The sequence below is a fragment of the Vitreimonas flagellata genome, assembly GCF_004634425.1.
In the GTDB taxonomy this organism is placed as follows: domain Bacteria; phylum Pseudomonadota; class Alphaproteobacteria; order Caulobacterales; family Aquidulcibacteraceae; genus Vitreimonas; species Vitreimonas flagellata.
This window is the reverse complement of record NZ_SBJL01000001.1, coordinates 802,205-828,660: the sequence shown is the minus strand read 5'-3', so window position 1 is coordinate 828,660 and position 26,456 is coordinate 802,205. Positions and strand designations below refer to the sequence as shown.

The window sequence follows — 26,456 nt, the reverse complement described above, 5'->3', positions numbered from 1 at the left end:
AGTAAGGCTGTCCAGCTTCAAGTCTATGGAAGTGGTGGGGTAAACAGGGGCGATGGCGGTTGTGCTGACGAGGCGAGGGTGGTTGAGCGGATAGCGGCAGGCCATCCTAAGCGGCGCGTCCGCTAAAGGTGCAGATGGGCAGAGTCCGCTCCTGGGAGTCTTCGGCGTGCGGACATCACCTTTCGTCTTAGGCAAAGCGGCGCCGCACGCGTGTGGGATCGAGACGTCTAACCGGCTTGCGCGGTTGACGACCTTTGATCAAACCCTTGCTGCGCAAGCGCTTCGCTGAGCGGGGCGGGGCGCCCGATGAGATAGCCCTGCGCGATATCGCACCCCATAGCGGTGAGCACCGCCAGGGTTTCCTGGGTCTCGATACCCTCTGCCGTGATTTTCATGCCGAGGCTGTGGGCAAGGTCGATGGTCGAGCGCACCAAGAGCGCGTCTCGTGCGTCCTTGTCGAGCGATTGGACGAACGACTTGTCGAGCTTCAGCTCATCAGCGCGAATGCGTTTCAGATAGGAGAGCGACGACAAGCCCGCGCCATAGTCGTCGATCGAGATGCGAACGCCGGCGGCGACATAGCGATCAATATTACGCAGCGCCGCTTCTGGATCGTGCATGGCCGCGGTTTCGGTGATCTCAAGGCAGAGCTCAGCCTCGGTGTCCTCGATCAAAGTCAAAGCCATGTCGGTGAACGCGTCATCGCCGATTAGGCGCCCAGAAAGATTGACCGAGACAAGCCCGTGAAAATGCGCGGCGCGCATCGCCTTTTGATCGGCAATCGCCTGGATCAGCGTCCACTCAGTGAGCGCGTGTATTTGACCGGTTTGTTCGGCCATCGTTACGAACACGTCGGGCGCTATGCGTCCGCGCGTGGGATGCTGCCAGCGCACAAGCGCTTCGAAGCCTACGATTTGCTGTGTGCGAAGATCGAGCTTCGGCTGGTAGTGCAACGAGAGCTTACGCTGATTGATGCCGTCGATCATCTCGCTCATCAGCGACAAGTTGCGGGCAGGGTCGCCATACGTCTCGGCGTCGAAGGTGGCGATGTCTCTATGGCTTCCACGCGCCTGCTCGATGGCGATGAGCGCATGATCCAGCGCAGCGTCGCCAGAGCCAGATGAAACGCTGGAAATCCCTGCGGTCAGCGACACGTCGACTTTCACTGTATCAAGACGGATCGAGCCGCCGATCCGCTCTCTCAGTCTCTCGGCCAGGAGGCGTACATTGATCTCATCGCTCTCAGGAAGCGCAAGACCGATCGTATCGGCGCTCAACCGTCCGATTGCCGCCTCGGGTGCGGATGTTGCCATCTGTGAGCCGACCTCACCCAAGAGGCGTGCGGCCAAGCGATATCCAATAGCGTCGCGGATCTGATTGAAGCGATCGATTGAGAAGGCGATGACATGGCCGCTTTGGGAAAGGCTTGTAAGCGCCGTCTCAAGCGAGCGACGATTGGGCAAATCGGTGTCGCTATCGTGCATGGCCATGTGGGTTATGCGCGCTTGGCGCAATTCGATCTCACTCGACATGGTGTTGAACGATTGCGCGAGCCGTCCGATTTCATCGGCGGTCTCGATGCGCACTTCAGTACGTTCGCCATGCTGCAAAGCGCGCGCGGCGTCGGCCAGGGCTGAAATGGGGCGCGTGATGTTACGTGCAAGCAACCAAGTAGCGAAGGCGAGCGCGACAACGCCAAGCAATCCCATCGCCACGATAGCCGCAAGCAGGGGCTGATAGGGACGCATCGCCAGCGCGATCTCATAGCGCAAGACCAGCACCGCGCCGTCGCCGCCGTCGAACGCGGCGAGGCGAGCCGGGAGCGCTAAGACTTCGCCGCCGGACAGCCGGATGCGCGAAGGGCTAGGAGCTTGGCTTGTGAGGATCGTGTCGAGCGCGTCGATGTCGCTGCGGACGAGAGCGGTGTCGCCAGTCCTCCATGCGTCATCCGCGTCGCGCGTCAGCACGGCCGCCTTCAGAGGTATGGGGGCGAGCGCTTCAAAGGACTGTAGCTGTGCTTCATCCAGCTCGGCGGCGAATACGATCCAGCCAACAAGGTTTGGCGCGAGGATGGGTGCGGAAACGGCTTGATAGGGGCGGCCATTCAGCATGAGGACGCCGGATGCACGTTCCGCAGAATCAAGCGACGTCCAAAGCGTGTCGAGTTCGGCGTCGGACGCGCCGTCGAGACCAATGAGATCGCCGTCGAGCGTCATCATGAAGGCGTGGTCGATCTGGAGGCGTCCCGCCAAATTTTCGAGCGCCGAGTGAATCGTCGGGGCGTCGCGCGTGGCGACAGCTTCGCGAAAGCCAAAATCGCGCGCCAGGATGTCGGCGCTATCGCCGAGTTGGCGTGCGCGGAGGTCCCAAAGGCGATCGAACACCGCAGCGTTTGCCTGCAATTCGTCACGCACGACGCGCGCGGCATTCTCGGACACCATGGTATGCACGAGACCCGCGATCGCCAACATCGCAAGTCCGAACAATCCAGCGTAGAGGAAGGTCAGTTTTGTGCTGAGGCGCGTGAACATGGCGCGTGCGCTCAGTGCGCGTGGCCGCCAGCGCGAAGCTGGACGCTAAAATGTTCTTGTGCGACGCCTGAGGCGGCGAGTGTCACGGCGCGCGTCACGACCCCACCGCGTGCGCGCAGGTTTGGATGCCAGACCCGCAGTTCGCCAGGCCCGTTGACGCCCTGGATCAACACCGATCCGCCGTTATTGGTGCGCCCCACGTGTGGGGTATCGACGACAACTATGTAGGCTTGCATCTGATCGTGAATGTTGCACCCAACCGCCGCGATGCCCGCCCGTGTGAAACGGTGCGCCCGTGTTTCGTCGCGCCCGTAAAGCTCAAGCTCAAAGCGATTGCCGTCCGAGAATGAATAGACGTGGTGGCGAACGCGATCGAGATTTGGGAAGCGCACCTCGGCGCCAACCGGCACAATCAAAATGTAGGGATCAAACTGGAGGTTGCGCTGTGCAACTTGGTAGGGCCAGTTGAAGCGTATGGGCGCGCTGGCGCCGCTCGCGGGCGTAAACGTGACCACTGCGTTCTCAACAGGCGCGCCTGAGGCTTCCACGACGCGCACCGTGAGGTCCGCGGCGTAGGCTTGGCCAAATGCAGAGACGGCCATCGCGATGGTGAGAAGCGCGCGCACATCTTCAAACTACACACACCCGCGTAAAGGTCAGGTGAAGCAAACGATACACAATTCATTAAGCGAAGCGGCGAATGCATCAACATATGAACAGAGTATTGATGCTCGCGCCCGCCGCGCTGGTTGGATTTTGCATCGTCGCGAATGCCGAAGCGCGGCCTATGGTATTCGGCGGCAAGCTGCCGCTGACGCGCGGCGCCACGAGTATCGAAGGCGGCGCAGGCGGCGGCCTTTCGACGTGGGCGCTAATCGGGGGCAATCAGACTGAGGATGGAATTGGCGCCTCTGCATTCTACACCGCTGTACCGCTGTCAGATTATGACTTCACGGCCTATGGTTTCGCGATCGGCTTGTTCGATCGTGTTGAATTGTCGTATGCGCGCCAGGAATTCGACACGGGCGAGACGGGTGCAGCACTTGGCATCGGCGAGGGGTTCACCTTCTCGCAGGATATATTTGGCGTAAAAGCGCGTGTGCTTGGCGATGCGCTCTACGAGCAAGATTCATGGATGCCGCAGGTCGCAATAGGCCTCCAATACAAGCAAGCCGACGAAGAATGGTTGCTGGGCGCGCTCGGCGCGGACGATGACGCAGGTTTGGATGTCTATGTCTCGGCGACCAAGATACTGCTCGACCAGTCGCTAGTGTTGAGCGCGACTGTGCGCGGCACGCGCGCCAATCAATTTGGTCTACTAGGTCATGGCGGCGATCAGGACGACGATTACCATGCCGAGATCGAAGTCTCTGGCGCATACATGTTGACGGATCGCGTGATCGTTGGCGCAGAATATCGAACGCGTCCTGACAATCTTGGCTTTGCCGAGGAAGAGCGCGGCTATGACGTCTTTGCCGCGTATGCGTTGACCGACAACGTCACGCTGGTGGGCGGCTACGTGGATCTGGGCTCAATCGCGACCTTCGACGACCAGGACGGCGCGTATCTATCCATCCAAATCGGCTTCTAGGGCATTTCCCCATGCGTATCGGAATGATCTCAATCATATTCGCGCTCGTGACGACGCCCACGCTCGCCTTGGCTCAGGCAGGCGAAGAGCCTGTCGCCCCTTATGTCCAATCGGATGCGAACGCCGGGGCGGCGCCAATCGAAGACCCGGCGGTGTTTGCTGCATTCAACGGTCGCGATGGGATCGATCGCATCGTCGATCGGACCGTGGATTTGTCATTGGAAGATCCCCAATTAGGTCCGATTTTTCGCCCGTTTGACATGGTTCGTCTTCGGCGCACCTTGAAGGAGCAATTGTGCTATCTGCTCGGCGGTGGTTGCGCGTACACTGGGCGCGACATGCACACGTCTCACGCGGACATGGGTGTTCAGACCAGAGACTTTAATCTCCTCGTGCAGCATCTCCGGACGGCCATGCGAGAAGAGGGGGTGCCCAATCGCATGCAGAACCGACTACTTGCGTTGCTTGCGCCGATGCACCGCGACGTCGTGCAATAGAATTATTGAAACGACATGCCGCCGTGCTCGGGAGGGCGGCGGAGGTCTGGTCTCGGCGGATTCTGTTGAAAAAGTCCGGGCGATCTTCGCCCTCCTGTTATGTCGGAGGCTTTCGTCGAAGTTCATCGCCCGGCGGTTCGAGCCGCCCGGTGGTGCGTACGATCAGCTTAGGAGCCCTGCCCCCGACGCATGGGACGACGTGTGGCTGCGAAACTCTGCCTGGCTTCGCGCTATCCGACGCGAAGATCATGAATGACGGCAAACGGCGAATTCGCGCCTCCTTACCGGGGCCTTACCAACGTCTTCCACCCGCGCCAGACTTGCCGGTGATTGCCAACGAAGTTGGCGATCGTGAGCGATCTTGAAGCGCTATTTCTTCCTGAGCCGAACACTAGGCCCGCCGTCCTTGTTCTCGCCCGAGGCCAAGAAGATCACGCCCTTTTTTTCGAGCGCGCGTTGCACGCGCTCGAGTGTGTGCGGAAAAATCTCGCCACGGCTCGTTTCAAACCGCCGAATAGTTGCTTCGCCAACGCTTAAAGCCTCTGCTAGATCGGCCGCACTCCAGCCAATGGCGACCCGAGCCATTCGAAAGTCGCGGAAACACGCGGAAACCAGTTGAGACATGGCGCTCTGCTCGACGCCAATTCATGTTTTCATCGCACGGCAGAATAGATTTGTTGGTTGTGGATAAGCGCATCTTTCATTGAGCAACCGCGCGAGATTTTTGCCGTGACGCGCGATGCTGAAAGGAAAGCATCATGTCCTCAGAAGTTTTGCTAACCGTCGAAGACGCCGCCGCGCGTTTGAAGATTTCAAAGCACACGCTCAATCGCTGGCGTGGAACGGGTGAGGGGCCGCCTTACATCAAATCGGGGCCGCGCCTGGTGCGCGACGATCAAGCGGCCCTCGATGCGTGGGCGCAAGATCGAACGAGAAGCTCCACGACTGATCATGGGAAGGGTCCGCGCGCATGACCGCCCCGGATCCCAATCAGATGCTCACCACCACTGAGGCGGCGACACTGCTGGGACTTAAACCGGTGACGCTCTCCAATTGGCGCGAAGATGGCTCTGTTGATGGCGCATTTTCGAAGTTCGGCAGCTGCGTGCGTTATCGCTACGCAGATGTGGTGGCGTTCGCCGAACGCGCGCGCTGCACAAACACGCTGGCCGCGCGACGGCTTCTAGGCAAGAGAGGGACAGCGTGAGAACGGAGCTCTTGCTCGGCCGAAAACTGGGGCACGGCTGGGGCACGGGCATTTTTTGCGAATTTTGGGGGTCGCAGAAGCTGTTGATTTTATTGGTCGGAGCGGCGGGATTCGAACCCACGACCCCTAGTCCCCCAGACTAGTGCGCTAACCGGACTGCGCCACGCTCCGACCTGCTCGTGGGCGGCTGGCCGCCCGCGAGGGACGCCCTCTTAGCCTTCCCCGCCGCCCGCCGCAATGCGGGGCCGGGGCGGGGCGGCGCCGGTTTTGTGGGCTTCGCGGAGGGCGGCGACGAAATTGTCGCGCCAGGCGACGATGTCGTCTTTCTCGACCCCGTCCATCAGCGCCCGCCAGCGCTTGCGGCGTTCTTCGATGGGCATGGCCAAAGCCTTCTTGATCGCGTCGGCGACATCCTCTTGGCTGAACGGGTTTACGATCAGCGCGTCCTTCATCTGCGCGGCGGCGCCGGCGAAGCGGGAGAGCACGAGCACGCCCGGGTCGCTCTCATCCTGCGCCGCGACGAATTCCTTGGCGACGAGGTTCATACCGTCGCGCAACGGCGTGACGAGGGCGACGTCTGCGGCGCGATATATGCCGGCGAGCTCTTCGCGCGAATGCATGCGGTGCACGTTGCGGATCGGGATCCAATCCATCTCCGCGTGGGCGCCGTTGATGCGGCCGGAGAGCGCGTCGAGTTTAGCGAACATGTCTTGATAGGCCTCGACTTCGCTGCGTGTGGCTGTCGAGATTTGCAACAGGAAGATTTGGCGCTTGAGCTCGGGATTGTCCGCGAGCAAGCGCTCATAGGCGAGCAGGCGCTCGTCGATGCCTTTTGAATAGTCGAGACGATCGACGCCGAGCAGCATTTTGCGGCCGGCTTTGCTTTCGACCATGCGATCATAGCTCTCCTGGCCGACCTCGGAGCTTTTGAGGCTGGTGAACGCGCCAGGATCTATGCCGATCGGAAAGGCTTGCGGGCGCACCATGCGGCCGAATGCGCGCACGCGGCCGTCGCTCAATTGCATGCCGCCGGCTTCGTGGAGAACATAGGAATTGAAGGCGTTCTTCCATTCCTCGGTGTGAAAACCGAGCACGTCGTAGTGAAACATAGATTCCACGAGTTGACGGTGGCGCGGCAGCGTGAGGATGAGCTCGCGCGCGGGCCAGGGAATATGCAGGAAGAAGCCGATCGCGTTCTTGACGCCACGCGCGCGTAACTCGCGGGCGAGCGGGATCAGGTGATAGTCCTGCACCCATACGAGATCGCCTGGTTCGATCAATGGCACGAGCATATCGGCGAAGCGGGCATTGACGCGCTCATAGCCCTTGCCATAGGAGCGCTCGTATTGGGTGAGATCGATGCGATAATGGAAGAGCGGCCAGAGCGTGCGATTGGCATAGCCGTTGTAATATTCTTCGATGTCCTGCTCTTCGAGGTCCATCGTGGCCACGGTCACGCCATTGACGCGCTGCATTGAGAGCTGGCCGGTGTAGGTCGGCGTTGAATTGCCACTCCAACCAAACCAGATGCCGGAATACTCGCGCAAGGCTGCCGAGATAGCCATGGCGAGGCCGCCTTGGCTTGATGCGCCTTCGGGCGCGGGCGGGGTGACGCGGTTGGATACGACGATCAGTCGGCTCATCGGACAGTGCTCCACGGATTGCTGAGGAGGACGGCGCAATTGATGAGGCCGGCCAGCGAATAGGTTTGCGGGTAATTGCCCCAGGGCGCGCCGGTGCTGAGATCGCAATCCTCCGAAAGCAGGCCGGCGCGTGTGCGGCGCGCAAGCATTTGGCCAAACAGGTCGCGCGCTTCGTCACGACGTCCGACGAGGTAAAGCGCTTCGATGAGCCAGAAGGTGCAGAAATTGAAGGCTGTCTCGGGGCGGCCGAAATCATCCTCTTCGGAATAGCGCAGCACGTGATCGCCGCGGCGGAGATCCTTCTCCAACGCTTCGAGTGTGGTCAGGAAGCGTGTGTCTGTGGGCTGCAGGAAGCGGGTGTCGAGCATTTGCAGCAGGCTTGCGTCCATGCCTTTTCCGTCGAGCTCGGCGGCGAAGCGGCCGAGCTCTTCGTTCCAGGCGCGGGTTTCGATGGCGGCGCGCACTCTTTCGGCGCGCTCGCGCCAATGTGTGGCGCGGTCGGTGAGGCCGAGATGCGATGCGGCATTGGCGAGACGATCGCAGGCGGCCCAGCACATGAGCGTGGAATAGGTGTGCACGCTGGCGCGGGTACGGAATTCCCAGAGGCCGGCGTCGGGCTTGTCGTGCACCTCGAAGGCGCGATCACCGACGCTTTCGAGGGCGCGGAAATCGTCGACGCCGGCGGGGCGGAAGAGGCGCGTGTCGTAGAAGGCTTGGACGGTGGAGAGCACGATCTGGCCATAAACGTCGTGCTGGTGGTGCTCGTGCGCTTGGTTGCCGACACGCACCGGGTCCATGCCGCGATAGCCCTCAAGGCTGGTGACGATGCCTTCTTGCAGGATTGGTTCGTAGCCGACGCCATAGACAGGCTGGATGCGACCGCTCGGTGTCGCGTCCACGATGTTGCGGAGATAGCCGAGATAGCCTTCGAGGATATCGGCGGCGCCCAATCGATTGAGCGCTTGGACGGTGTAATAAGCGTCGCGCAGCCAGCAGAAGCGATAATCCCAATTGCGCCCGCTATCCGGCGCTTCGGGCACGGAGGTGGTCATCGCCGCGACGATGGCGCCGGTTTCTTCGTGTACGCACAGTTTCAGCGTGATGGCGGCGCGGATGACATCGGCTTGCCATTCCAGCGGCGTGGCCAACATGCGTACCCAGCGACGCCAATAGAGCGCGGTGTTCTCGTACATCTGGCGTACACGCGCGCGTAGATCGCCTTCGAACGGTTCGTCAGCGCCGAAGAAGAAAATATGCTCTTCTTCGAGGCGGAAAACGCGCTCGCTGAGAATGTGCGAGACCGGCGCGCTCGTCGTGAGGCGCATGAGGCCGGGGACGCGGAAGCGTATGTGATTTGAGCCGGAGGTGGCCTCCGCGGCATGCGTTCCCCAATCGAAGGCGGGCGTGAGGCGCATGCGGATTCGTGGCGCGCCTTTGACCGGGCGGACGATGCGAATGAAGGCGTTGGGGCGATAGATGCGGTTGTTCTGGCGATAGCGCGGGCAAAAATCGACGATTTCGACCTGGCTGCCGTATGTGTCCGTGAGGCGTGTCACCAGGATTGGTGTGTTGGGTTCATAGTGCTGGGTCGTGCTCGCCTCGTCGATCAGATCGATCGCCCATACGCCGTGTTGCGCCTCGGCCGGATCGCGGCCCGACAGCAACGCGCAGAACATAGGATCGCCATCGACGCGCGGTGCGCAGGCCCATACGAAACGCGCGCGCGCATCGATGAGGGCGCTCGCCGCGCAATTGCCGATGGGGGCAAGGTCAAGGTCGCCATATTTCATTGCGCGAGTCCGGCTTGCAGCCAAGCGTGCACGGCGGCGGGATCGTCGAGGCGATAGGCGGCTTCGGTTTTGCGTGCCGCGCCAACGAGAATGCCAAAGCCGCCAGCGGCGCGCGCGGCGCGGAAGCCGTGCTCATCGGTGATATCGTCGCCGATCATGATGGGCGTACGTCCGGCAAACGGCGGCGTGCGCATGAAGTTCATCAAAGCATCGCCCTTGGTGTGTGGGCCGGAGATGAGCTCAATCACCATCTTGCCTTCGAGTACGCGCAAGCCGCGGCGTGTGGCTATATCTCGGGCGATGCGGCGCACTTCTTGTTCGGCCCGCGGGGCGTGGCGATAATGCAGCGCGAGACTTGCGCCCTTATCCTCGACCAACGCGGGCATCCGATCGTTGCGTTGAAGGGCGCGGATCTCAGCGGCGGCGAAGGGGATAGGGGAGTGGCGGGCTTCGTCGCGGCGTATTTCGCCGCCATATTTCATCTCGTGACCATGCACGCCGGCGATGTGCGCGAATTGATCGCCGAGCAGCGATTGAATATCGGCGATGGTGCGGCCAGAGATGAGCGCAAGCGCCGTGACGGTATGAAGTGCTGCAAGCAACGTGCGCAGCGCATCTGAAACAATAACGGCGTGCGGACGATCCGCGATGTCGACAAGAGTGCCGTCAAAATCGAGAAAAAGTGCATGCTTCAGCACGTCGAGCGCTGGTGACGCGGGCGTTGAGACATGGGTGTGTTCTGGCGTCGATTGAACGCGCATGGCGATCCTTTGTGAAGCAGGCGCATCTGCGCCCAGGTTTCGCGCGCGCATGGCCCGCAGCGTTTCGCAAACGCACGATAAAGCGCTTGGTTCCGTCGTGGGAACGCGAAATTTGTTGTGTCGAGCTTTGTCAGATGAGTGAAGTGAAACAGAATGGCGCCGCTTGCGCTATGCTTCGCAACACATGCTCAGAACCAGTTCAGCCGCCGCGCGTAGTCTTCAATACATACGAGACAGCGAGAAGCTCGAGAACGGTTAGGAGCATTGAACATGAAACGCACAAAGAAAATTGCGATCGCGACAATGGCGGCTCTGATGGCTGCCGGCCCGATCGGCGCGAGCGCTGCGTCTGCGCAGCAGCATCGTGGCGATGGCGGTTACCAGCGCAATGATCGTGACGATCGCCGCGACAACCGCCGTGACGCGCACTGGGATCAACGCCAACACAATGGCTTTTATCTTGGCAACACATTCTATCGCGGCCAGCCGACGCGTGCGCAGGAAGCGCGCCGCGACTATCGCCCTGCGTATCAGCAATGGCGCCGTGGTGATCGGATTCCCACGAGCTATCGCGCGCACTATCGCAACGTCGATTGGCGCCGTGAGCGTCTGCGCGAGCCGCCGCGCGGCTACCAATACGTCCGCACCGATCGCGGTGAGACGTTGCTGGTCGGCATTGCGACTGGCGTGATCTTGGGTCTCATCCTCAGCAACAACTAAGCTTGCTTGAGCGCTGAGACAAAACCGCCTCGAACCCTTAGGTCTCGGGGCGGTTTGCTATTCAGCTTTGTTCATCCAGCCGAAGAGCGGCTTTAGCGGGAAAATCCAGACGATTCCGGCGATGGCGTAATAGATCAGCTGGGCCCAGGCGGGCAGGATCGGGAAAAGCGCCACGCCAAGCGAGGCCGCGAGCAGGGCATAGATCGCCAGGTACGCCAAAAAAGCGAAGCATCCGACGGCCTTACGGGTTCGTACGTTCATAGCTTCCCCTGCGCGGCGGCGCGCCGCGTTTCCGTCGCACTCGACCGGTTCTATGGGGAGCGACGGAGAGGACCGCAAGCATGTCCAACGATGACGTTTGGCCGCCGCGCGAGCCGTGGGTCGGCGCTTGGCTTCTGATCGTGTGCGCTTTGGTGCTGACGATGATCCTCGTCGGCGGCGCAACCCGGCTGACCGATAGCGGCCTCTCGATCACCGAATGGGATTTGTTCAAGGGGCTGATACCGCCGCTGAACGATGTGCGCTGGGCCGAGGAATTCGCGCTCTATCAGCGCACGATGGAATACCAAGCGCAGAACAACGGCATGACCATCGATGAGTTCAAACACATCTATTGGTGGGAATGGGGCCATCGCTTTTTGGGCAAGATGATCGGCGTCGTGTATGCGCTGCCGTTCTTTTTCTTCCTCTTCACCGGCCGCCTGCGTGGGCGTTTTCGCCTGACAATCCTGCTGTTTGCGCTGGGTGGCCTGCAGGGAGCGATTGGCTGGTGGATGGTGACGAGCGGTCTGTTCGATCGCTTGGACGTGAGCCCGTTCCGTCTCGCTATTCATTTGGCTATGGCGTTCGTGATTTTAGCGCTTGGCTTGTGGGTGGCGCTTGGCGCGTTCGCGTGGCCGAAGCAATCCTCGAAACTTGGTCTGCCGCGCTGGGCGCCGTTTGTGTTGATGGCGTTCGTGTTCGTGCAGATCATGTTAGGCGCGCTGCTCGCAGGCTCTGACGGCGGGCCAGCGTACGCGGATTGGCCGAAGATTGGCGGCGAGTGGATTCCGTCGACGGCCTTCGGGCTCGAACCGCTCTGGCACAATTTCACTGAGGATCACGCCACACAGCATTTGCTGCACCGAAGCATGGGCTATGTGGTCGGCTTACTGGCGTTGCTGCTGGCGCTGGTTGGCCTCATCCGCGGGCAGGGGGCGGCGCGCTGGGCGGCTTTGGCCGTAGGATTGGTCACGCTGGGGCAAGTCGCGCTGGGGATTCACACGGTTCTGATGGTTTCGCCGTTCTGGCCGAGCTTGTTGCACCAGCTGGGGGCGGCCATTTTGTGGATGGCGGCGCTGGTCTGTGCACGGGCGGCATGGCGGTAATTGTGCGACATCGCATAATACCGTACTCATATCTAACTGTTATATAACAGAAAAACATGCCCCCTTGACGACAATTCGGCGCTCAAATAAACGCGCGCCTTCGTTTCGTCAGGACTTATTCCAATGCGCACTCTTTCGACGCGCTCGGCCAAGGCCTCGGAAATCACCAACGGCTGGATCGTTGTGGATGCCGAAGGCGTGGTGGTCGGCCGCCTCGCTTCTTTCATCGCGCTGCGCCTTCGTGGCAAGCATCGCGCCGATTTCACGCCGCACGCCGACACCGGCGACAACGTGATCGTCATCAACGCTGAGAAGGTCGCCTTCACCGGCAAGAAGATGACCGACAAAATCTATTATCGCCACACCGGCCATCCGGGCGGCATCAAGGAGCGCGTCGCGGGCAAAGTGCTCGAAGGCAAGCACCCTGAGCGCGTCCTGGAAAAGGCCGTCGAGCGCATGATGCCGAAGGAAAGTCCGCTGGCGCGCAAGCAGCTCGCGAAGCTGCATGTGTACGGCGGTACGGAGCATCCGCACGCGGCGCAAAAGCCGGTGACGATCGATTTCAAATCCAAGAACCGCAAGAACTCGAGGATCGGCTAATCATGACCGACACGACCCAAGGCTTCGAGTCTCTCGGCCAAATCGCAGGCGTCCCGAAGGGTTCGGGCACTGAACACATCGCCATCGCGCGCGAGAAGAAGGTCGACAAGTTCGGCCGCGCTTACGCCACCGGAAAGCGCAAGAACGCTGTCGCGCGCGTTTGGGTGAAGCCCGGCAAGGGCAACATCACGATCAACGGCAAGACGAGCGACGCGTATTTCGCGCGCCCGGTTCTGCGCATGATGATCAACCAGCCGTTTAAGATCACCGATCGCGAAGGCGAGTTCGACGTGATCTGCACGGTGACTGGCTCGGGCCTTTCTGGCCAAGCCGGCGCGGTCCGTCACGGCATTTCGAAGGCGCTGGCCGATTACGAGCCGGCGCTGCGCCCGGCGCTGAAGCACGCTGGCTTCATGACCCGCGACAGCCGCGTGGTCGAGCGTAAAAAGTATGGCCGTGCGAAGGCGCGCCGGAGCTTCCAATTCTCGAAGCGCTAATCGCTTCAGGACTTTGGTTTCGGGACGGGCGCTTCGGAAACGGAGCGCCCGTTTTGTTTTGGGATTCCGCAGTATGACGGCAAAAGTTTTCATCGACGGCGAGGCGGGCACGACGGGTCTGCAAATCCGCGAGCGCTTGGAGAAAAGGCGCGACATCGAACTCGTCTCGATCGCGCACGAGAAGCGCAAGGATGCGGACGAGCGCCAGAAGCTGCTGAACAGCGCGGACGCTGTGATCCTGTGCCTGCCAGATGATGCGGCAAAGGAAGCGGTGGCGCTGATCGAGAACGGCAAGACCAAAGTGATCGATGCATCCACTGCGCATCGCGTGGCGCCGGATTGGGCCTATGGCTTTGCCGAGATGAGCAATGATCAGCGCGACAAGATTGCTGCGTCCAGGCGCATCTCCAATCCGGGCTGCTATCCGACAGGCTTTATCGCTCTGGTGCGGCCGTTGGTGGAGGCGGGGATCGTGCCGCGCGATTGGCCGCTCAGCGTCAACGCTGTCTCCGGCTATTCCGGCGGCGGCAAAAGCATGATCGCCGAGTTCGAAAACACCGGCGCGCCAGAACACACGAGCGTGCCATTCCGCATTTACGCGATGGCGCAAAAGCACAAGCACGCGCCGGAAATGCGCGAATACACCGGTCTCGCGCACGGACCGGTCTTTGCGCCGAGCGTGGGGCGTTACCTGAAGGGTATGCTGGTCGAAGTCCCGCTGCCGCTCTGGGCGCTGAAGGCAAAGCTTGCGGACGTGCATGGTGCTTTGGCGCGCGCGTATGAGGGCGAGCGCTTTGTCAAAGTGGCGTCGCTAGAAGAAGCGAGCGCGACGAAGACGCTTGATCCGGAAGGTCTGAACGGCACCAACGAATTGAAGCTCTACGTCTTCGGCCACGATGAAGAAGCGCGCTTAGTCGCGCTGCTCGACAATCTCGGCAAAGGCGCCAGTGGCGCGGCCGTGCAGAACATGAATATCGCGCTGGGCTTGGATGAGGGCGCGGGGCTTTAGGCCCTCACTCCGACCGCACCTTCACGTATTCGCCCGGCGCATCGCAGAGCGGCTGTAGCTCGCCATCGCCTGGGCGGCGTGCGTCTACATCGTCGCCGCTGATCCGCGTCAGCCATTTGTCCCAATGCGGCCACCAGGAGCCGGGGTGTTCGGTGGCGAAGGCTTGCCAATCTTCGAGCGCGCCTTTGAGGTTTGGGTTAGTCCAATACTGATATTTGTTGGCGCTGGGGTGGTTGATGACTCCAGCGATGTGGCCGGAGCCGGCGATAATGTATTCGACTGGGCCGCCGAACGAGAGTGCGCTGCGATACACGCTCTTGGCCGGGGCGATGTGATCTTCCTTTGAACTCTGCATGAAGATCGGGATGGTCACGTCCTTGAGCGAGAGCTTCTCGCCTAGAAGCGTCATCTTGCCTTCGGTCAGCGCGTTGTCGCGATAAAATTTGCGCAGATAGAAGAGGTGCAGCGCTTTCGGCATGCGCGTTTGATCGGCGTTCCAAAAGAGCAGATCGAACGGCGGGGGCTGCTTGCCGATATAATAATTGTCGACCACGTAATTCCAGACGAGGTCGTTCGAGCGCAGCGCGTTGAAGGTGTTGGCCATCGTCTGCGCGCTCAGCACGCCGCCGTGCTGATCCATCTCGCCTTCGAGGAATTTGATGCCCTCGTTGTCGGAGAAGACGAGAAGATCGCCCGCATATTTGAAATCGGCTTGAGAGGCGAAGAAGGTAGCGCTCTGGATGCGCTTGTCGCCCTTCTTGGCCATGTGGGCGAGCGTTGCCGAAAGCAACGTGCCGCCGACGCAATAGCCGACCGTATTCATACGATCGACGTTGGCGGCTTTCGTGACGGCTTCGACGGCGTCATAAATGCCCTCGCGCATGTAATCTTCGAAGCCGACCTCGGCCATGTCCTCGCCGGGATTTACCCAGGAGACGACGAACACGGTGTGGCCCTGATCCAAGAGCCAGCGGATCATCGAATTCTTCGGCTGTAGATCGAGGATGTAAAATTTGTTGATCCAGGGCGGGAAGATCAGCAGCGGGACTTCGTGCACCTTCTCGGTGGTCGGATTGTATTGGATCAGTTCGAACACGCGGTTGCGGAAAACGATCTTGCCCGGCGTGGTCGCGACATTCTCGCCAACCTTGAACGCATCGAGATCGGTCTGCGAGATCGCCAACATGCCTTCGCCGCGTTTCAAATCCTCGGCGAGATTTTCGACGCCTTTCAACAAGCTTTCACCGCCGGTTTCGAAAAGCGCGCGGAGCGCCGCCGGATTGGTCAGCAGGAAGTTCGAGGGCGAGGCCGCATCGACGGCTTGCTTGATGTAGAAAACCGCTTTGCGCTTTGTGGCGTCTTCGACGCCTTCGGCTTTCTCCACGAGGTCGGTGATGAATTGCGACGTCGCGAGATAGGACTCGCGCAGCAGCGAGAACGCCGGGTTCGAACGCCACTCTGGATCTTTGAAGCGCTTGTCGCGCACCGGGCCTTCGTCGGGCTGATTGCCGGTGAGCATGTAGGCGGCGTGCTTTTGCCAAATCTCGGCGTAACGCTGCCAGAGCTGCGCGTGCGCGTCGCGCAGCGTCTCTGGCTGTTGGGCCAAGTGTGACCAGACTTCGTTGAGCGCCATCTGCATGCCGAGCGGATCCGGCTGCCAGTTCGCGGGATCTTTGGCTTGATCGATGAAGGCGGTGGAGAGGACTTGGTTCGCCCGCGTCATCGCCTGGGTGAGATTGGCGGAGAGCGCGGCCAGGCTCTCGGCGGTCTGGGCCATGATGACTTCGTTGAGCGCGGGCGGCGCTTCAACCGGGGGCTTGGCCGCAGGCGCCGTCTTCACCGCCGCCACGGGTTCCGCCGCGGCTGGCTTTTCCGCCGACGGCGCCTTGGGTTTGGCCTTGGCGGCGCGCTTGCGCTTGGGCTTTGGGGCGGGCGCGGCGGCGCTCCCAGCGTCCATGGGCGCTTCAGCCCCTGAAACCGGCCCCGCGGCAGTTTCTGCGCCGTCAGCATCCGTCATCGCGCTCTCCCTATGGCCGGAGTGTAATGCCGCTTCGCCTGGTGGCGCAAAGGCGAACCCTGGTATAGACCGGCCTAAAGGGGGCCGGAATCGAGCCCAAGGGAAGACGGGAATGCGCGCAGCGATCCTCGTAGCGGCGAGCCTTATGGCCGCAGGTTGCGCCAGCGCCGGCGAAACGCCGGATTGGCTGGCCGAGCGCTCGGCGACCGCGGACGAAGCATATCCCGATTTGCACGCCGTGCCGCGCACGCATGACGCCAATGTCGACCAGGCCCATTGGGCGGCGGTTGAGGCGGAGATGCTGGCGGTAGGCCAAGCGGTGCGGGCGAATCCGCGAGCGGCTCCGGCCGCACAAACGGAAACCCCGACTGAGTTTCTCGAAGAGGCCCAGCGCGACCTCGAAGAGACCCGTCAGTCGCACACGCCCTGATATTACTTCCCAACGTGATCCGCTCGCGCGCGGGTCCGCATTCCCCTTTGAGCCATGAGCACGTCTGACTTTCACAAAATCCGCCGTCTGCCCCCGTACGTCTTTGAAGAGGTCAACAAGCTGAAAGCGCGGCTGCGCAATCAGGGCGTGGACATCATCGATTTCGGCATGGGCAACCCCGATCTGCCGGTGCCGGCGCATATTGTTGAGAAGCTGGTTGAGACCGCGCGTAAGCCGCGCACCAATCGCTATTCTGCGTCGCGCGGCATTCCGGGGTTGCGCAAAGCGATGGCCGGTTATTACGAGCGCCGCTTCGGCGTGAAGCTCAATCCGGATACGCAGATCGTGTCCACGTTGGGCTCGAAGGAAGGCTTCGCCAACTTGGCGCAAGCGATCACGGCGCCGGGCGATGTGATCATCGCGCCGAACCCGTCTTATCCGATCCATGCGTTCGGCTTCATCATGGCGGGCGGCGTGATCCGCTCCGTCGAAGCGCACTCGCCGGAGCAATATCTGAGCGGGCTCGGCCGCGCTGTGCGCCATTCGGTGCCGCCGCCGATCGCGCTGATCACCTGCTATCCGGCGAACCCGACCGCGCAGACGGCGGATCTGGATTTCTACAAAGAGATCGTCGCGTTCGCGAAGAAGCACGAGATGTTCGTGCTCTCGGACATGGCCTATTCGGAGATTTACTTCGAAGGCGATCCGCCGCCGTCCGTGCTGCAGGTGCCGGGCGCGACGGATGTGGCCGTCGAAGTGAACACGCTGTCGAAGACATATTCGATGGCCGGCTTCCGTGTGGGCTTCGCACTCGGCAATGAGCGGTTGATCGCCGCTTTGGGGCGCGTGAAATCGTATCTCGATTACGGCGCCTATACGCCGATCCAGGTCGCGGCCGCGGCCGCGCTCAATGGTCCGCAAGATTGCGTCGCCGAGATGCGCGACATCTACAAGCAGCGCCGCGATGTGCTGTTGGACTCGTTCGCGAAGGCGGGCTGGACGCTGCCGAAGCCGAGCGCGTCGATGTTCGTGTGGGCGGAGCTGCCGGAGAAGTTCAAGCATCTGGGCTCGGTGGAGTTCGCCAAGCGCTTGATGGAAGGCTCGGAGATCGCGGTCGCGCCGGGCGCGGGCTTTGGCGAGTACGGCGACAATTTCGTCCGCATCGCTTTGGTGGAAAATGAGCAACGCATTCGCCAGGCCGCGCGCAATCTGAAGAAATTCCTGCAATCGAACGCTGCGGCGGCGGAGTAGTACGATGACGAAAAAACTCCGCGTAGGCGTGGCGGGCCTGGGCACTGTCGGCGGCGGGCTGCTGAAGCTCTTCGCCGATGAGAGCAATCGCTTGAACGAGCGGCTGGAAGTGACGGCTGTGTCGGCGCGCAATCGTACGCGCAATCGCGGCGTCGATATTTCGCGTTTCCAATGGTTCGATGATCCAGTCGAGCTAGCAGCAAACGCTGACGTTGATGTGCTGGTGGAGCTCATAGGCGGTTCCGATGGTCCGGCAAAGCGAGCGGTGGAAACCGCGCTCGAGCGGGGCGCGCACGTGATCACGGCGAACAAGGCGCTGCTGGCGGTGCACGGTTCGCGGCTTGCGGCGATTTCGGAGCGCACCGAGGCAAAGCTGCTTTTTGAGGCAGCGGTGGGCGGCGGTGTGCCGATGGTGAAGGCCGTCAAAGAAAGCCTCGCCGGCTGCCGCGCGAGCGCCGTCGCGGGCATTCTCAACGGCACCTGCAATTACATCCTCACCGAGATGGAGCAGAACGGGCGTTCGTTCGAGGACGTGCTGGCTGATGCGCAGCGCCTTGGCTATGCCGAAGCAGATCCGACGACCGACGTCGGCGGTTTCGACGCGGCGCACAAGCTCACGATCCTCTCGGCGATCGCGTTTGGTTCGCGGCCTGATTACGAGCACGTGCGCATCGAAGGCATCGAGCGTGTGTCGCTCACCGACATTCGCATGGCCGGCAAGCTTGGTTATCGCATCAAGCTGATCGCCAAAGGCGCGTTCGACGGTAGTGCGGTGTCGATGCATGTGAGCCTGGCGTTGCTTGCGTTCGATCATCCGCTGGCGAATGTCGGCGGCTCGCTCAACGCGTTGGTGGCGGATGCTGATCCGGTTGGGCAACTTACGTTTATAGGTCGTGGCGCTGGCGAGGGCCCCACGGCGGCTTCGGTTGCCGCTGATCTGCTTGATCTGGCTGAAGGCCGAGGCGGTTACGCGTTTGGCCGTCCGCTCGCGCAGCTCGCGGAAGCGCCGCGCGCGGCGCCGGCGGAGTTCGGCCGCTTCTATGTGCGCCTCATGGTGCAGGATAAGCCGGGCGTGGTGGCTGCGGTGTCCGATCGCCTCGCGCACGAGAGCATTTCGATCGAGAGCTTCCTGCAAATGCCGGGTCACGAGGGTCCATCCGTGCCGATCGTGCTCACGACCCAATCGTGTGCACGTGCAGCATTGGAGAAAGCTGTGGAAGCGATTCAGCGTCTCGATGTTGTCGCTGAGCCCCCTTACGTTATGCCGATAGAAGAATCCGGCCACAGAGCTCGGACCTGGAGTAAGGGATGAACGCCATCACCGACGATCTCGCGTTTGCCGCGGTTCGTGCGCCGATAGCAGCCGCGATTGCGGCGGCGCAGTTTACCGGACGAGGCGACGAGAGAGCGGCGGACCAGGCGGCGGTCGATGCGATGCGCGCGGCGTTGAACGCGCTGCCGATCAAGGGCCGCGTCGTGATTGGTGAAGGCGAGCGCGATGAAGCGCCGATGCTTTATGTGGGCGAAGAAGTCGGCAAGGGCGTCGGCCCCGCGCTCGATATTGCGGTCGATCCGTTGGAAGGCACCACTCTGACGGCGAAGGCGAAGGCCAACGCGATGTCGGTGATGGCGCTGGCGCCGAAGGGCGGCCTTCTGCATGCGCCGGACACGTATATGGATAAGCTCGCGATCGGGCCGGGCTACGAAGAAGGCATCGTCGATCTTGATAAGCCAGTGGACCAAAACGTGCGCGCCCTGGCGCGCGCGAAAGGCGTCACGGTGCAGGACATCGGCGTCTGCGTGCTCGATCGCCCGCGCCATGCCAGCATCATCGAAGCGCTGCGTGCTGTCGGCGCGCGCGTGCATTTAATCGGCGACGGCGACATCGCCGGCGTTATCAATTGCACCAATCCCGAAACCGGCATCGATATGTATGTCGGCTCCGGCGGTGCGCCCGAAGGCGTGCTCGCGGCGGCGGCTCTGAAATGCGTCGGCGGCCAGTTTCAAGGGCGGCTCATCATTCGCAACGATGAAGAGCGCGTGCGCGCTGAACACGCTGGCCTCTCCGATGTGAAGCGCCGCTACACCCTGGATGAATTGGTCAGCGCCGATGCGATCTTTATTGCAACGGGCGTGACGACCGGCTCGCTACTCTACGGTGTAAAGAACGTCGCCGGAATCGTGCACACGAATACGATCGTGATGAATTCGGCGACGCGCACCGTCGCTGAGCTGCGCTTGAAGCAGCCAGTCGCCTAAACCTCACAAATTGGGGGGCCACGTCCGCGTGGCGCCGCGCTCTGCTCTCATGGAATCGGCGCGAGCCGAAATCTGGGGGCTGAGATGAAGAAGTTTGTGCGTGGCGCGATCGCTGTGGCGTGTACGCTGATGTTGAGCGCGTGCGCGAGCATGATCACGGGTGGGCCGCTGATCCGGCCGGGTGAACCGACCGGCACGATCCGCGTTTCGAACGCGAGCCCTTACATGGTCGATGTGGTGCTGATCTCGGCCTGCAATGTGTCCACATATGGCTTGAACCGCCTCCCAAGTGGCACGGCGATCCCGCCGGGCCGATCCTACGATTTCACGGTCTCGGCCGGGTGTTGGGACGTGGGGGCGGGTTCCGTGAGCGGTGGCGGCCAACAGGCTTACCAGCGCATGGCGATCCAGGCCGGCGGCGGCGTGAATTACACCGTCCACTGAGGCGGCAGGGCTTTTGAGCGCGTGCGCCTGTGCGATGCTGGCGCATGCGCCCAAGCGATTCGTTTAAACAAGCATGAGCGCCGCGTTGAAGCTGGATGCCAACGCGGCGTTTCTTGGCGTCGAGCGTTCGCTCACCGGGCGGCGCTGGCGTTCGCGTGACGCGGACCTGACGCTGGTTGAGGCGTTTCGCCGGCGCTTTTCGCTGCCGGAAATCGCGGCGCGCCTGATGGCGGGGCGCGGCATCTCGCTGGAGGGTGCGCCGACCTTTCTTGAGCCGACGCTGAAAGCGCTGTTTCCAGACCCCTCCACGTTTCAGGACATGGATGAAGCGGCGCGCGTGATCGAAGACGCTATCGTGAGTGGTCGCTCTTGTGCCGTGCTCGCCGATTACGATGTCGATGGCGGCTCATCGGGCGCGCAGCTCGTGCGCTATTTCCGCGCGCGTGGGCGCGAGCTGAAAATCTACGTGCCGGACCGGATGACCGAGGGCTACGGCCCGTCGATCGTGGCGTTCGAGCGCTTGAAGGCGGCAGGCGTCGAGCTTGTCATCACCGTCGATTGCGGCGCGGCGGCTGAGGGCCCGCTCAATGCGGCGGCTGATCTGGGTATCGATGTCGTTGTGCTCGATCACCATTTGATGGGCGGGCCGCCGCCGAAGGCGCGCGCGGTGGTCAATCCGAACCGCATGGACGATCGCTCGGGCCAAGGCCATCTAACGGCCGCAGGCGTCGTGCTAGTGGCGATGGCGGCGATCAATCGCGAGGCGCGTCGGCGTGGTTCGATTGGCTCGAACAATCTGCCTGATCTGATGCAGATGCTCGATCTTGCCGCGATCGGCACTGTCTGCGATGTGGCGCCGCTCACGGGCTTCAATCGCGCGATTGTGGCGCAAGGCCTGAAAGTGCTGCGCAACGGCAAGAATATCGGCATGGCCGCGCTTGCGGAGAATGCCGGTCGCAAGGGCCAAGCCAGCGTCTATGATTTGGGCTTTATTCTGGGGCCGCGCATCAATGCGGGCGGTCGCGTCGGGGATGCGTCGCTCGCAACGCGGTTGCTTTCGACCGAAGATCCAGATGAAGCGCGCGAGTTGGCGGCGACGCTTGAAGCGTTGAACCAAGAGCGGCGTCAGCGCGAAGCGGAGATGCTGGCGGAAGCTGAAACCGACGCGATCGCGGAGGCAGAGAAGCACAACGTCATCATCGTCGGCTCACATCGCTGGCATCCGGGCGTAATTGGCATCGCGGCGGGGCGGCTGAAGGATCGGCTGATGAAGCCGACGATCGTGTTGGGCGGCGTGAGCGAGCACGAGCCCGCGAAGGGGTCAGGACGTTCAACGCCGGGCGTGAACCTTGGCGGCGCAGTCGCTGCGGCCAAGGAGGCGGGCTTGCTTATCAATGGCGGCGGCCACGCGGCGGCGGCTGGCCTCACGGTCGAGTGGAACAAAGTCGAAGCGCTGAAGGAGTTTCTTTCAGAGAAGCTTACGGGCGAACTCGCGGCGTCGGCGGGCGAGGCGCGTGCGCTGTCGATCGACGCTGCCGGCTCGATCGGCGCGCTTGATCTTGATCTCATCGATGCGCTCGATCGCATTGGCCCGTACGGGCAGGGGCATCCGGAGCCGATGTTCGCGTTGCCGAACGTGCGCTTCAGCTTCGCGAAACTCGTGAAGGAAGAGCATGTGCGCTTCACGCTGGAAGATGGCCGCGGCGCGCGCGTCAGCGGCATCGCGTTCCGCGCCATGAAGAACCCGATGGGTGAGGCGATGATGAAGAAGGACGCGACCTATCACGCTGCCGTGCGCCTCAAGCGCAACGAATGGAACGGCAACGTGAAAGCAGAAGTCGAGATCGTCGATCTGGCCGAAGCGAAGGGTTAGAATTCTTCGTCGCGCTCGCTGAGTTTGCCGACCGATCACGCGATTATGGCGAAGCCCATGAGGGTCGAGAATGCGAGCACCGGAAAGTCAGTCGGCGGCGATGTGGAGGAAGGGAATCATCCAATCCATGCTTGGAAAGCCGAGCCTCAGGTAAATGAAGAGTAGGAGCGGCAAGAGCAGCGCCCAGCCGGTTATCAGCCCCACGATCCCCAGCATTTGCTTCTCCCCGCTTGCCAGCGTCAGCGAGCGCCTCTATATGGCGCCTTCCCGCGCGCCTGGGGCGACCTAGGCGGGCCACGCGGGCCCTTCGTCTATCGGTTAGGACGCCTGGTTTTCAACCAGGAAAGAGGGGTTCGACTCCCCTAGGGCCTGCCACTTTCCCGCCTTCGCCGCCGTGCTAGAAGCGCCCCCACACCAGGGGACGCCATCATGCTTACGGTCGCCGCGCGGACTTTTGCTCTCGTTCTATCGTTGGCGATTTACGCCTGCGCCCAGCCCGCGCCGCGGGCGACGATCGATCCGGTATCCGGTCTGGAGCTGGAGCAGGTGGTGGTCGAGACGCGCAATGGACCCGTCACCTTCACCGCCGAAATCGCTGACGACGAGCGCGAGCGCAATCAGGGGCTCATGTTCCGTGAAAGCCTCGCCGACGACCGCGGCATGCTGTTTCACTTCCAGCAGCCCGAAATGGCGAGCTTCTGGATGCGCAATACAATCATCCCGCTCGACATCATCTTCATCGCCCCGGACGGGCGCATCCTGAACATCGCCGAGCGCACGACGCCGTATTCGGAAGAGCCGGTGCCGGCGGTGGGCATGACACGCGGTGTGTTGGAGATCCGAGGCGGTCGCGCCGCTGAACTGGGTATTCGCCCTGGCGACCGGGTGCGGCACCGCATCTTCCAGTAAGTGCGTTGCGGTGAGACGCGGCGCGTGGCAACAGAGCCGCCCAGTCGGGGTATAGCTCAGCCTGGTAGAGCGCCAGCTTTGGGAGCTGGATGTCGAGAGTTCGAATCCCTCTGCCCCGACCAACAAAATCAAGGCCCGCACTGGGAAGCCGGTGCGGGCCTTTTGCCGTTTTCGTACATGGTTTCGTACAGGGCGTTCGCGGTTCAGCCCTTCCGGCGCTTCATCCGCTCGATCATGGCGTTGGCGATCGCCGGGGCCGAGACGTAGCGGCGGGCGATCGCGTCGACGTCATCCTCGGACCAATCGACCATTTCGGCGACCTCGGCGTTCGAGAAGCCCATGGTCCGCATGGTGGTCACGAACGTGCCCTTGCAGTCGTGCAGGGTCCGCTCGACGCCGGCCGCCGCCAGGCTCTCATTGACGAGCTCGCCTAGGGCGCCGGGCGTGTAGGGCGCGCCGCGTGCGCTGGTGATCACCCAGGGGCTCGACGCGCCGGTGGCTTCCCAGCGCCTGGCGTAGACCATGGCCGGGATCTCGAACACGGGCACGACGGTGACGCGGCGCTTCTTGCCGGCCGTCTTGGCCCGGCGTGCGCCCTTGAGGGCGGTGTAGGCGAGCGCGGAGCCCTGGCGCTCGGCGAACGTGTGCAGGGCCAGGTTCTCGCGCCGCATGCCGTTGTTGATCGCCAGGAGCACCGTGTCGCGCGCCGCGGCCAGCCGGGTGATCTGGGCGATCCGCTTGGTGTTGAGCCGGGGCCGGCCGTCGCGCTTTTTCAGGTAGCGTTTGCCGTTCACCACCTCGGTGACGCAGGGCGGCTCGTTGGCCCAGACGTCGTCGATCTGGCGCTTTACCCAGTCCAGGAATTTGGCGACGTGCTGCGCCTCGAGGATGAGCTCGGAGCGGTCGGTTGACCAAACCTTGGTGAGCCCGGCCACCGGGTTCTTCTCGGCCAGGCCGCGCTTCATGCCCCAATAGATCGCCGTGCGCAGATACTCGACGCGCTGGTCGGCCGCCCGGGCGCCGCGCTGGGCGGCCTGGGCGTCGCGCCAGCGCTCGAAGCTGCCGATCAGCTTGGCGGATTTGAGGGCGACGGTGGGCATGGTGCCGAGGCCGCGGCCCTCGACGCGATCGAGCAGGAGCTCGCGCAGGATCTGCTCGCGGCTTCGCTGCGTGCTGTCGGCGCAGCGCTTAAACTCGTTGCTATCGATGTAGCGCTCGACGATGCCGGCGACGGTGCGCGCGTCGGCAAATCCGGCGCGGGCGTCAGCGTAGCGCAGGGCGCGATCGGCGGCGTCGTCGCGCTCGAGCTGCTCGGCCTCGGCGCGGGTTTTGGCTTTGTATGCGCCTAGCACGACGGCGCCTCGCTCGCGGCCGTAGGTGATGCGGATGTAGAAGCCGCTGGCGCAGGCCTTTTGGGTTCTAAACGCGCCCGGCATGGCCGCCATTTTTCCACTGTTCGAACGCGGCATCTGGGTCCGTCTCGTCCAGGGCGCTATTACCCGGCGGGTTTGGTGGACCGCCGGCGGCGCGGGCGTCAAGGATGCGCACGCGGCCGTCGGGGTAGAAATCGACGCCGGCGACGTCGCTCACGCCCATTTCGCGGGCGAGCGCGGCCAGGCGCTTTCCCTCGCTGTCGGACGCGTATCGCCGGCGCTTGGTCATTCCAGACCGTCGATAAAGCTCGCGAGCCGCTCGCGACCGTAGAAGCCGATCCAAGCAGGATCGTTGAAAGCGTGGACTGCAAACGCAGCCTTGGCCCGATCTAGGTCGGGTGCATTGTCTCGGCACGACGGCCAAAGAATTTCCAGGTCGATGGCGCGTTGGCGCGCCCACCACCAATCTCGAATCCATCGCAGCGGGCTCATGTTGCAGGCCTCCGCGCTGGCTTTTTGCAGGCGCTGCACAGATCCCTGCTCACCCATGAACAGGGCGGATCACACGCGTCGTCGTCGGTGCAGCCGCATTGGTGGCAGGTGCGCAGCTCGCCCATGACGAACGCCGGCGGCTGCTCGCAACGGAAGCGTTGCAGCATGCCGGTGTGTGGGTGTCGGGTGAGGACATCGAAAGGGAGGTGATCGGCGCCTGTTGCGCCGGAGCGGAAGAGCGACTCGATGTGCCAGCGCGCAGCTTCTTCAGCGCTTTGGGCGTGCTCGACGAGCTCGGGCTCGTGATCGCCGCCCATGTTGTCGCGCATCCATGCTGCGAAAGCGGGCTTGGTGGCCTGAACTTTGGCGCGGCGCGGTCGAGCGGCGGTCATGCGGTTTTCCTTTGCACGATGTGTTTGCGGAGCTCGGCGCAGAGATCGAGGATCTGCTGCGCCTGGTGGGGGACGATCGAGCCGGACGGCTCGCGATGGCCGCGTTTGGCGGCGAGCCGTGCGTCGAGCGCTTCGCAGTGGGCGATCTGCTCACGCGCCCTGCGCTCGATGCGATCGAGGTCGGCCGGTGTCACGCGCGGATACTCCGCTCGGCCATCGCTTTGTCGCGAGCCCTATTGATCTCGGCCATGCGTGCGTCGCTGCCGCCGCGATCTGGATGGTGATCCATTAAAAGCCGGCGGTGTTGGGCGCGGATGACGTCGATCGAGGCGTCGCGCGTGCACTCGAGCACGTCCCACCAGGTGCGCTCGCTGGTGGACGGCGGCGGGAGGGCCTGAAAGCCCGTAAACGCGCGCTCGATCATGTGGCCGCCGCCGTGGCGATCGAGGCCGCGCAGATGCTCGATCGCGTGGCCGAGCGCGTGCATGTTTTCGAAGGGCTGCGTGTAGAGATCGCAGGCCATCACCATCGCCTTGCCGTCGAGCTCAAAATAAACGGCGACACCCGGATCGTGGATGAGCCGACGCGCCTGGTCGGCGTAGGGCTGGCCGTCTTGGCGAACGGCGACGTCGGACGAGATCACCGTGCGGCCCTGCGTGGCGCCCAGCATGCGCAGCTGGTCGAGCAGATTGCGCCGCGCGCGATCTTGGGTGACCTTGAAGCGGCTGGAGGTCTGCCGGTGTTTCGGTGTGCGCGGCCAACCATCCGGCCACGCGAGGGGATATGCCTGCGTCATGCGCCGA

The 26,456-nt window shown here is 62.6% G+C and carries 31 protein-coding genes and 3 tRNA genes; 18 read left to right on the top strand and 16 right to left on the bottom strand.

Annotated features, from left to right (window positions below; all coding sequences use genetic code 11):
• Positions 1-227: 227 nt before the first annotated feature.
• Positions 228-2,531, bottom strand: a complete 2,304-nt coding sequence (locus EPJ54_RS04290; RefSeq protein ID WP_135210418.1) for a putative bifunctional diguanylate cyclase/phosphodiesterase — start codon at positions 2,529-2,531, stop codon at positions 228-230.
• A gap of 11 nt (positions 2,532-2,542) precedes the next feature.
• A complete protein-coding gene (locus tag EPJ54_RS04285) occupies positions 2,543-3,157 on the bottom strand; it encodes a cupredoxin domain-containing protein (protein WP_239590747.1) in 615 nt (204 codons plus the stop codon).
• Positions 3,158-3,243: 86 nt separating this feature from the next.
• Here EPJ54_RS04285 and EPJ54_RS04280 point away from each other — a divergent pair, with 86 nt between their 5' ends.
• Together EPJ54_RS04280 and EPJ54_RS04275 are read left to right on the top strand one after the other, a co-directional pair.
• Complete coding sequence (locus EPJ54_RS04280) at positions 3,244-4,122, top strand: DUF3034 family protein (RefSeq protein ID WP_239590746.1); 879 nt, start codon at positions 3,244-3,246, stop codon at positions 4,120-4,122.
• A gap of 23 nt (positions 4,123-4,145) precedes the next feature.
• Positions 4,146-4,619 carry a group I truncated hemoglobin gene (locus EPJ54_RS04275; RefSeq protein WP_135211181.1) on the top strand — a complete coding sequence of 158 codons (474 nt, stop codon included), beginning with the start codon at positions 4,146-4,148 and terminating at the stop codon, positions 4,617-4,619.
• A gap of 369 nt (positions 4,620-4,988) precedes the next feature.
• Here the strand turns inward: EPJ54_RS04275 and EPJ54_RS20365 are convergent, their stop codons facing one another.
• Positions 4,989-5,204, bottom strand: a complete 216-nt coding sequence (locus EPJ54_RS20365; protein WP_135210416.1) for a helix-turn-helix domain-containing protein — start codon at positions 5,202-5,204, stop codon at positions 4,989-4,991.
• A gap of 173 nt (positions 5,205-5,377) precedes the next feature.
• Here EPJ54_RS20365 and EPJ54_RS04265 point away from each other — a divergent pair, with 173 nt between their 5' ends.
• The gene (locus tag EPJ54_RS04265) at positions 5,378-5,593 is read left to right on the top strand and encodes a helix-turn-helix transcriptional regulator (RefSeq protein WP_135210415.1); all 216 of its coding nucleotides are present in this window, start codon (positions 5,378-5,380) and stop codon (positions 5,591-5,593) included.
• Positions 5,590-5,826 carry a helix-turn-helix domain-containing protein gene (locus tag EPJ54_RS04260; RefSeq protein ID WP_239590745.1) on the top strand — a complete coding sequence of 79 codons (237 nt, stop codon included), beginning with the start codon at positions 5,590-5,592 and terminating at the stop codon, positions 5,824-5,826. The genes EPJ54_RS04265 and EPJ54_RS04260 overlap by 4 nt, the downstream gene beginning before the upstream one ends.
• A gap of 93 nt (positions 5,827-5,919) precedes the next feature.
• On the opposite strand, the gene EPJ54_RS04255 is transcribed toward EPJ54_RS04260, so the two are convergent.
• The 4 genes from EPJ54_RS04255 to otsB all read right to left on the bottom strand — a co-directional run bounded on the left by EPJ54_RS04255 (position 5,920) and on the right by otsB (position 10,020).
• Positions 5,920-5,997: transfer RNA gene (locus tag EPJ54_RS04255), tRNA-Pro, on the bottom strand.
• A 41-nt stretch (positions 5,998-6,038) separates the two neighbouring features.
• Positions 6,039-7,469 (bottom strand): alpha,alpha-trehalose-phosphate synthase (UDP-forming), encoded by a 1,431-nt coding sequence (locus EPJ54_RS04250; protein ID WP_135210414.1) that lies wholly within the window; start codon positions 7,467-7,469, stop codon positions 6,039-6,041.
• A complete protein-coding gene (locus EPJ54_RS04245; protein ID WP_135210413.1) occupies positions 7,466-9,259 on the bottom strand; it encodes a glycoside hydrolase family 15 protein in 1,794 nt (597 codons plus the stop codon). The genes EPJ54_RS04250 and EPJ54_RS04245 overlap by 4 nt, the downstream gene beginning before the upstream one ends.
• Positions 9,256-10,020, bottom strand: a complete 765-nt coding sequence (gene otsB, locus EPJ54_RS04240) for a trehalose-phosphatase (protein ID WP_167755573.1) — start codon at positions 10,018-10,020, stop codon at positions 9,256-9,258. Before otsB ends, EPJ54_RS04245 begins: the two co-directional genes overlap by 4 nt.
• Before the next feature lie 270 nt (positions 10,021-10,290).
• Here otsB and EPJ54_RS04235 point away from each other — a divergent pair, with 270 nt between their 5' ends.
• The gene (locus tag EPJ54_RS04235; protein WP_135210411.1) at positions 10,291-10,740 is read left to right on the top strand and encodes an RcnB family protein; all 450 of its coding nucleotides are present in this window, start codon (positions 10,291-10,293) and stop codon (positions 10,738-10,740) included.
• A gap of 57 nt (positions 10,741-10,797) precedes the next feature.
• On the opposite strand, the gene EPJ54_RS04230 is transcribed toward EPJ54_RS04235, so the two are convergent.
• A complete protein-coding gene (locus EPJ54_RS04230) occupies positions 10,798-11,001 on the bottom strand; it encodes a DUF2842 domain-containing protein (protein WP_135210410.1) in 204 nt (67 codons plus the stop codon).
• A gap of 80 nt (positions 11,002-11,081) precedes the next feature.
• Here EPJ54_RS04230 and EPJ54_RS04225 point away from each other — a divergent pair, with 80 nt between their 5' ends.
• The 4 genes from EPJ54_RS04225 (at position 11,082) to argC (ending at position 14,213) form a co-directional block, all read left to right on the top strand.
• Complete coding sequence (locus EPJ54_RS04225; RefSeq protein ID WP_135210409.1) at positions 11,082-12,107, top strand: COX15/CtaA family protein; 1,026 nt, start codon at positions 11,082-11,084, stop codon at positions 12,105-12,107.
• A gap of 123 nt (positions 12,108-12,230) precedes the next feature.
• Positions 12,231-12,707, top strand: coding sequence for a 50S ribosomal protein L13 (gene rplM, locus EPJ54_RS04220; protein ID WP_135210408.1), 477 nt, complete (start codon positions 12,231-12,233; stop codon positions 12,705-12,707).
• Between the two features lie 2 nt (positions 12,708-12,709).
• Entirely contained in the window at positions 12,710-13,204 is a 495-nt protein-coding gene (rpsI, locus tag EPJ54_RS04215; RefSeq protein ID WP_135210407.1) for a 30S ribosomal protein S9, read from the top strand.
• Positions 13,205-13,277: 73 nt separating this feature from the next.
• Positions 13,278-14,213 (top strand): N-acetyl-gamma-glutamyl-phosphate reductase, encoded by a 936-nt coding sequence (argC, locus tag EPJ54_RS04210; protein ID WP_135210406.1) that lies wholly within the window; start codon positions 13,278-13,280, stop codon positions 14,211-14,213.
• Between the two features lie 4 nt (positions 14,214-14,217).
• Here argC and phaC read toward each other — a convergent pair whose 3' ends face one another.
• The gene (gene phaC, locus EPJ54_RS04205; protein WP_239590744.1) at positions 14,218-16,230 is read right to left on the bottom strand and encodes a class I poly(R)-hydroxyalkanoic acid synthase; all 2,013 of its coding nucleotides are present in this window, start codon (positions 16,228-16,230) and stop codon (positions 14,218-14,220) included.
• A 112-nt stretch (positions 16,231-16,342) separates the two neighbouring features.
• On the opposite strand from phaC, the gene EPJ54_RS04200 reads away from it, so the two are divergent.
• The 6 genes from EPJ54_RS04200 to recJ all read left to right on the top strand — a co-directional run bounded on the left by EPJ54_RS04200 (position 16,343) and on the right by recJ (position 22,487).
• Positions 16,343-16,660, top strand: a complete 318-nt coding sequence (locus EPJ54_RS04200) for a hypothetical protein (RefSeq protein ID WP_135210405.1) — start codon at positions 16,343-16,345, stop codon at positions 16,658-16,660.
• A 54-nt stretch (positions 16,661-16,714) separates the two neighbouring features.
• Positions 16,715-17,911 carry an LL-diaminopimelate aminotransferase gene (locus tag EPJ54_RS04195; protein ID WP_135210404.1) on the top strand — a complete coding sequence of 399 codons (1,197 nt, stop codon included), beginning with the start codon at positions 16,715-16,717 and terminating at the stop codon, positions 17,909-17,911.
• 4 nt (positions 17,912-17,915) lie between these two features.
• Positions 17,916-19,223, top strand: a complete 1,308-nt coding sequence (locus tag EPJ54_RS04190; RefSeq protein ID WP_135210403.1) for a homoserine dehydrogenase — start codon at positions 17,916-17,918, stop codon at positions 19,221-19,223.
• Positions 19,220-20,170, top strand: coding sequence for a class II fructose-bisphosphatase (gene glpX, locus EPJ54_RS04185; protein ID WP_135210402.1), 951 nt, complete (start codon positions 19,220-19,222; stop codon positions 20,168-20,170). Before EPJ54_RS04190 ends, glpX begins: the two co-directional genes overlap by 4 nt.
• 84 nt (positions 20,171-20,254) lie before the next feature.
• Positions 20,255-20,614 (top strand): hypothetical protein, encoded by a 360-nt coding sequence (locus tag EPJ54_RS04180; RefSeq protein ID WP_135210401.1) that lies wholly within the window; start codon positions 20,255-20,257, stop codon positions 20,612-20,614.
• Positions 20,615-20,687: 73 nt separating this feature from the next.
• On the top strand, positions 20,688-22,487 hold the full coding sequence (recJ, locus tag EPJ54_RS04175) for a single-stranded-DNA-specific exonuclease RecJ (protein WP_135210400.1): 1,800 nt from the start codon (positions 20,688-20,690) through the stop codon (positions 22,485-22,487).
• 87 nt (positions 22,488-22,574) lie between these two features.
• Here the strand turns inward: recJ and EPJ54_RS20205 are convergent, their stop codons facing one another.
• The gene (locus EPJ54_RS20205; RefSeq protein WP_275574741.1) at positions 22,575-22,703 is read right to left on the bottom strand and encodes a hypothetical protein; all 129 of its coding nucleotides are present in this window, start codon (positions 22,701-22,703) and stop codon (positions 22,575-22,577) included.
• An 84-nt stretch (positions 22,704-22,787) separates the two neighbouring features.
• On the opposite strand from EPJ54_RS20205, the gene EPJ54_RS04170 reads away from it, so the two are divergent.
• The 3 genes from EPJ54_RS04170 (at position 22,788) to EPJ54_RS04160 (ending at position 23,518) form a co-directional block, all read left to right on the top strand.
• A tRNA-Glu gene (locus EPJ54_RS04170) sits at positions 22,788-22,862 on the top strand.
• 54 nt (positions 22,863-22,916) lie between these two features.
• Entirely contained in the window at positions 22,917-23,396 is a 480-nt protein-coding gene (locus EPJ54_RS04165; RefSeq protein WP_135210399.1) for a DUF192 domain-containing protein, read from the top strand.
• A gap of 45 nt (positions 23,397-23,441) precedes the next feature.
• Positions 23,442-23,518 (top strand) — tRNA-Pro (locus EPJ54_RS04160).
• An 81-nt stretch (positions 23,519-23,599) separates the two neighbouring features.
• On the opposite strand, the gene EPJ54_RS04155 is transcribed toward EPJ54_RS04160, so the two are convergent.
• From EPJ54_RS04155 to EPJ54_RS04130, 6 genes are read right to left on the bottom strand one after another with little or no spacing between them, the layout of a single operon-like run.
• Entirely contained in the window at positions 23,600-24,841 is a 1,242-nt protein-coding gene (locus EPJ54_RS04155) for a hypothetical protein (RefSeq protein WP_135210398.1), read from the bottom strand.
• On the bottom strand, positions 24,816-25,058 hold the full coding sequence (locus tag EPJ54_RS04150) for a hypothetical protein (protein ID WP_135210397.1): 243 nt from the start codon (positions 25,056-25,058) through the stop codon (positions 24,816-24,818). The genes EPJ54_RS04155 and EPJ54_RS04150 overlap by 26 nt, the downstream gene beginning before the upstream one ends.
• Positions 25,055-25,261 carry a hypothetical protein gene (locus tag EPJ54_RS04145; protein WP_135210396.1) on the bottom strand — a complete coding sequence of 69 codons (207 nt, stop codon included), beginning with the start codon at positions 25,259-25,261 and terminating at the stop codon, positions 25,055-25,057. The genes EPJ54_RS04150 and EPJ54_RS04145 overlap by 4 nt, the downstream gene beginning before the upstream one ends.
• Positions 25,258-25,653 (bottom strand): hypothetical protein, encoded by a 396-nt coding sequence (locus tag EPJ54_RS04140; protein ID WP_135210395.1) that lies wholly within the window; start codon positions 25,651-25,653, stop codon positions 25,258-25,260. The genes EPJ54_RS04145 and EPJ54_RS04140 overlap by 4 nt, the downstream gene beginning before the upstream one ends.
• Positions 25,650-25,847: a hypothetical protein gene (locus tag EPJ54_RS04135; RefSeq protein ID WP_135210394.1), complete on the bottom strand. Its 198-nt coding sequence runs from the start codon at positions 25,845-25,847 to the stop codon at positions 25,650-25,652. The genes EPJ54_RS04140 and EPJ54_RS04135 overlap by 4 nt, the downstream gene beginning before the upstream one ends.
• Positions 25,844-26,449 (bottom strand): J domain-containing protein, encoded by a 606-nt coding sequence (locus tag EPJ54_RS04130; protein WP_135210393.1) that lies wholly within the window; start codon positions 26,447-26,449, stop codon positions 25,844-25,846. The genes EPJ54_RS04135 and EPJ54_RS04130 overlap by 4 nt, the downstream gene beginning before the upstream one ends.
• Positions 26,450-26,456: the final 7 nt, after the last annotated feature.